Annotated in this window: 4 protein-coding genes and 2 pseudogenes; 3 read left to right on the top strand and 3 right to left on the bottom strand. The window is 62.7% G+C overall.

Annotated features, from left to right (window positions below; all coding sequences use genetic code 11):
• Positions 1–190, top strand: a pseudogene (locus tag AC1DY5_RS41280) (CheR family methyltransferase); the annotation flags it as partial.
• Positions 191–468: 278 nt separating this feature from the next.
• Here the strand turns inward: AC1DY5_RS41280 and AC1DY5_RS41285 are convergent.
• Together AC1DY5_RS41285 and AC1DY5_RS41290 are read right to left on the bottom strand one after the other, a co-directional pair.
• Complete coding sequence (locus tag AC1DY5_RS41285; protein WP_478120226.1) at positions 469–1,653, bottom strand: VWA domain-containing protein; 1,185 nt, start codon at positions 1,651–1,653, stop codon at positions 469–471.
• Between the two features lie 345 nt (positions 1,654–1,998).
• On the bottom strand, positions 1,999–2,322 hold the full coding sequence (locus AC1DY5_RS41290) for a hypothetical protein (RefSeq protein ID WP_478120227.1): 324 nt from the start codon (positions 2,320–2,322) through the stop codon (positions 1,999–2,001).
• Positions 2,323–2,757: 435 nt separating this feature from the next.
• Here AC1DY5_RS41290 and AC1DY5_RS41295 point away from each other — a divergent pair, with 435 nt between their 5' ends.
• Positions 2,758–3,036 carry a hypothetical protein gene (locus AC1DY5_RS41295; RefSeq protein ID WP_478120228.1) on the top strand — a complete coding sequence of 93 codons (279 nt, stop codon included), beginning with the start codon at positions 2,758–2,760 and terminating at the stop codon, positions 3,034–3,036.
• Positions 3,037–3,122: 86 nt separating this feature from the next.
• On the opposite strand, the pseudogene AC1DY5_RS41300 reads toward AC1DY5_RS41295, so the two are convergent.
• Positions 3,123–4,893 (bottom strand): annotated as a pseudogene (locus AC1DY5_RS41300) (potassium transporter Kup); the annotation flags it as partial.
• A gap of 116 nt (positions 4,894–5,009) precedes the next feature.
• On the opposite strand from AC1DY5_RS41300, the gene AC1DY5_RS41305 reads away from it, so the two are divergent.
• On the top strand, positions 5,010–5,157 hold a 148-nt coding region (locus tag AC1DY5_RS41305; protein WP_478120229.1), incomplete at its 3' end, for a DUF4372 domain-containing protein.

Genomic DNA, 5,157 nt, shown 5'->3' on the forward strand with positions numbered 1-5,157 from the left:
ACCCTTCTCGCGCCTCGAACCCTTCTCGCGCCTCGACTTGATTTGCTGCCGCAACCTGCTGATCTATCTGGACCGCCCCGCCCAGGCGCATGTGCTGGAGATGTTCCGCATCGCGCTCAAACCTGACGGCATCCTGTTTCTCGGTACCTCGGAGTCGACCGAGGCCGGCGGAGGCCTCTTCACCGCGCTCCTCGCTGTCGTACGCCAACGCGCACCGCCCCTGGCAGCTGTTCGAGCAGGTCTTCCACGGTCCCGCACGCGACAAGTGCCCGCACTTGCTGCGGCGGGTGGAGGCGGTGCGTGAGGACACGGGCGAGACGCTGGTGTTCCTGACCAACCTCATCATCTGGGGGCCAGCACGATCGCCGCGATCTACAAGGTGAGCCAGGTGGTGATGAACATCGTTATCGTGACCGCGATTCCGTATGCCGACGCGAGCTCTCGACGACCACGGCAACTTCTTCCGGCCTACCGTACTTGCCCAGCGGAATGTTCGAGGTCTCGTCGGCCAGGCGCTGAGCGAAGCTGACGCCCGCCTGTGGTCTTGCCCCTCGCCTGAACGCGAGGATGAATTTTGCAGGGCCGACTCAGTATCGCTCGGGTCTGTCCACCGAATTRCGCGACCTTGCCAAACCACCACAACGAAAGCGTCGTGCCGAGAAGCATCAGCAGTCCGGCAAGGCCGGCAAATGCGACCGTGATTTCGGTTTCTTTCTTCTCAAACACCAGCCGGCTCTGTAGCGCCTCATAGACCTTCTTCAGATCCGTGCCGCTGCCGGCATAGAAGTACTCGCCCTGTGTCAGATTGGCGACATTCCTCATGGTGATTTCGTCCAGGCGCACGCGCATGCTCCAGCCTTCGAAGGAGATGACATCGCCGTCCTTCGAGCCAAAGCCGACGGTAAATATCTTGATGCCCCGGTTAGCGGCCACCTGGGCGGCATCCATGGGATCGGGCCCGACCGTGTTCTGGCCATCGGTGAGAAGCACGATGACGGCCGATCTGTACGAACCGGGCGCCACCGGTTTCATTTCCGATAGCTCGGCGTGGCCAAGGTCGCCGCGCTTCCAGCTTTGATTGTGCTGGTCGCTGAATTGCGACGCGTCAATTCCTGCGTCCGGGAAGATCGTCGCAAGCGCGACCATGATGCCGCTGCCGATCGCGGTGCCGCGCTGCAACTGGAACCGGTCGATGGCCGCCAACACGTCTTCACGGCTGAGAGTTGGCGCCTGCAYCAGGCTGGCTGACCCGCCGTACGCCACCACGCCGATGCGAACCCCGCGCGGCAACTCTTGCGCAAAGGCCTTGGCGGCCATTTGAGAGGCCGTGATGCGATCCGGCGCCACATCGGTCGCACTCATGCTGCCCGAGACGTCCATGGCCAGCATGACGGTCTGCTGCTGTGATGGCAGCGTCACAACGGCCATGGGCCGCGCACCTGCCACGAGCACGGCACCCAACGCGAGCAGCAGCAGCGCCGGCGGCAGATGGCGACGCCAAATCAACCACTTGCCCGCGGCTTGCCGCACCAATGCCAGACCGGGGTATCGCAACGCTGCCGGTCTGCGTCGGCGGACCATCCAGACGTAAAGCAGGGCCAACGCCGGCAGCACCGACAACGACCACAGCATTTCCGGCCACAGGAATGTCACGGCGATCCTCCAGAGGGGCAAGACGCGGCATGCAAAGGCAGCCGAGAGGTCGCTCCCTTTGCCAGCCGAATTATCGTGGGCTTGCCCTGCGTCGACAACGCTTGGCGACGTCTCTTCCCCAAGTGGGGGGACGACGGTCTCTCATCGGACGGCGCACGGGCAGGTCGAGTCGCGGGACAGGCACAGAGACAGGAAGAGGCTCAGCGAATGCCTTGTTAGTTCCCGGCAACCCGCCGCGCCGTATATGCAGAAAGCTAGGCGACGCCAAACGGGACGAAAAAAGGACCCAAGCGCGCAGAGCACAGGCACGAGGAGGCTATCGGCCATGACAGAGCCCGCGTTGCGTCAGGTGATCTGGTGATCTCGCCACGCGACGAGGCGACCGATTTCGCCTGAGGGGATGCCTTCGATCAGGTCATGCAGAACCTGCGCATAGCTGGCGAGCGGGAGACGGATCATCAGGCGCACCCGAGGCGCATCGCTTTCCTGTGAGCCGCGCTCGTTGAGGAGTGGCTCGCAGTGCACCACACCGGCATCGGCGCAGCGTGCGACAAGCTGACGAACGCGTCGTGCATCGCTCAATGCGACGGCGACCTCGAGCACATGAAACGGGGTCGAATTTAAAGTCCGAAGTTCACCAGGGTACTCGCGATATGCGGCATAGGCCACGTTGGGCTCCTTGCAGTTGAGAAGACTAGGATTCTCGGCAGGTGCGCGTAAATATGGCGAACAGAGTGGGGCCCGACGATGCAAAGAAAGCGTATCGGGCGTCTTTGCACGCCCCATGGACCGCAAGCGCCCGAACGATTGGCCGCCGGATCTGAGCAAACATTTAYGCGGGGCCTCGCGATCTTTACCCCGGTTTTTATGGCCGCCACGGTACGCTTCCCGCCTCAGTCTCAATTCTTTGTTCTGTTCATTATGAAAATCGCTGTCACAAGGACACGCAGGATCCTGTCCTTCAACCAGCAGGACCCGCTCCATCGTCACCCTGACCAGGTTGGTGCGCCTCAAAGGGGGGCAGCTTATCGAAGCAGCGAGACGAGAACGAGTCTCTGGTCCCGGTTTTCGAAATGGGTCTACGCGGCTCGACAACCGCAAGACATGACGCTCGAATGGACCTGCTGCGGTACGCCCATGCTCGAAGCCGGCGAGGCCTATCTGGGCCGCGTCGACTCGTTCGAGTTGGCGATCAGCGCGTGCGCTCACTGTGGAATGCTCTGGCTGGGCTTCCGATCGGTGGCGACCACGGTGACGCGGAGTGAACCCTTGTCCCACGCGGACGCAGAAGCCTTTCTCGCGGCGACCCCAGGATTCGAACGACGCGCGATGATGCGGGCATGGTTGAAGCGAAAGCATCTGCAGCAGTCAAAGGCGCCCTGACACCGGATCGAGCCCAAGCGCGCGGGGCGCGGTATCCACTTCAGCCTGCCACGGGCATCCCAACCGCGGGCACGACCCCGCCCGGCTCAGATCGCGATCTTCGTGCCCAACTCGACCACTGCATTGTTGGGCAGGTAGAGATACTCGGCTGCGGCACTGGCGCTGCGGTGCATCCGCGTGAAGAGCTTCGTGCGCCAGTGGGTCATCTCGCCCGCGAGGGTCGGCACGACGATGTCGCGCGACAGGAAATAGCTCGTCGTCATCGGGGCCAACTGGAGTTCCCGCGCCGCAACGTCCTTCAGCGCGTCGGGCACGTCGGGCTCATCCAGGAAGCCGAAGTGCAAGATGACTTTCCAGCAGCCTGCGCAGACCGGTGTGATCTCGCCGCGCTGGTCCGCTGGCACCCTGGGCACCTCGCTGGCTCGCACCGTCACGAACAGGTTGCGTTCGTGCAGCACCTTGTTGTGCTTGAGGTTGTGCAAGAGCGCACTGGGGACGATCCCTGCTTCTGCCGCCAGGAACACGGCCGTTCCCCGCACACGGGTCGGCGGGTTGGCGACCACGTTCTGCAGGAAGCGTTGCAGTTCGATGGCATCCTCGCGAAGCCTGGTCGAAAGAATGCGCTGGCCATCCTTCCACGTCGCGAGAATGAGGTACAGGGCTGCCGCCATCAGCAGTGGAAACCAGCCACCGTCCGCGATCTTGAGCATTCGATGAAAAGAAGGCGATATCGACGACGATGAAGAAGCCGGTGGCCGCGATGCAGGCCGGGAGCGGATATCCCCAAACGTATCGCACCACAAAGAAGGTCATTGCCGTCGTGATCACCATGACCAGGCTGACCGATATCCCGTAGGCCGCCGCCAGGGCCGTCGATGAGTGAAACATGCCGATGGCCAGCGTCACGCCGACCAGCAGCGCCAGGTTCACCGCAGGCACGTAGATCTGCCCCTTGTCGTGCTCCGAGGTGTGCAGGATCGTCATGCGCGGGAGGTAGCCGAGCTGGATGGTCTGCTTGGTCGCCGAAAACGCGCCCGAGATGAGCGCCTGGGAGGCGATGACCGTCGCCGCGGTCGCGAGGCCTACCATCGGAACGCGGGCCCAGTCCGGCGTCATGAGGAAGAAGGGGTTCTCGATCGCCTTGGGATCGGCAAGCACCAAGGCACCCTGCCCGAAGTAGTTCAGGACCAATGCCGGCATCACCAGGCCGAACCATGCCCACTGGATCGGCTTCTTGCCGAAATGCCCCATGTCGGCGTAGAGCGCCTCCGCACCGGTCACGCACAAAAAGACCGCCCCCAGGGTGATGAAGGCCAGTTGGTAGTGCTCGAACCCGAAGTGCAGGGCGTAGTAGGGCGAGATCGCCTTCAACACGGAAGGATTGTGGGCGATGGGCACCAGTCCGCAAAGACCGATCGCGAAGAACCAGAGCACCATGACCGGCCCGAAAAAGCGGCCGATGTGTGCCGTGCCATGCTTCTGCACCATGAAGAGCACGGCCAGGACGGCGAAGGAAATCGGCAGGATGTAGGGTGCGGCAGCCGGGGTCACGATTTCCAGGCCCTCCACCGCGGAGAGCACGGAGATGGCCGGGGTGATCACCCCGTCACCGAAAAACAGGGCGACGCCGAACACGCCGCACGTCATCAACACCCGCCGCAACTTGGGCTGGTCCTTGACCGAATTGGAGGCCAGGGCGAGCAGAGCCATCAGGCCCCCCTCGCCGTGGTTGTCCGCCCGCATGATCAGGCCGACGTACTTGACCGAGACGATGACCGTCAGCGTCCAGAAGAAGAGCGACAGGATTCCGAGGATATTGTCCGGAGTGACCGCCACCCGGCCACTTGCGAAGACTTCCACTCTTGTCCAAGACAGAAAGGCGTTGAGCCATCCCGAGGTGTAGGGTAGCTGTGTGTCGCCAAACGCACTTCCACCCCACTCACGAGAGGCCCAACGTGAAAGCATCATGCAGCATGTTCAGTCAGATCCTCAAGCTGATTCCGCGCATCGAGTTCGAGCACATCGTCAAGCGCACCCAGGCTGAATACGCGTCCAAGGGCTTCTCCAGTTGGGGCCAGCTGGTTGCGATGCTGTTTTGCCAACTGGGCCGCGCCCATTCGC

The sequence above is a fragment of the Variovorax sp. P4_D9 genome, assembly GCF_056401695.1.

What these genes read in the sequence shown, in the direction of transcription:
- AC1DY5_RS41295 (WP_478120228.1), top strand. Translation starts at nt 2,758, where the DNA reads ATGACGCTCGAATGGACCTGCTGCGGTACGCCCATGCTCGAAGCCGGC.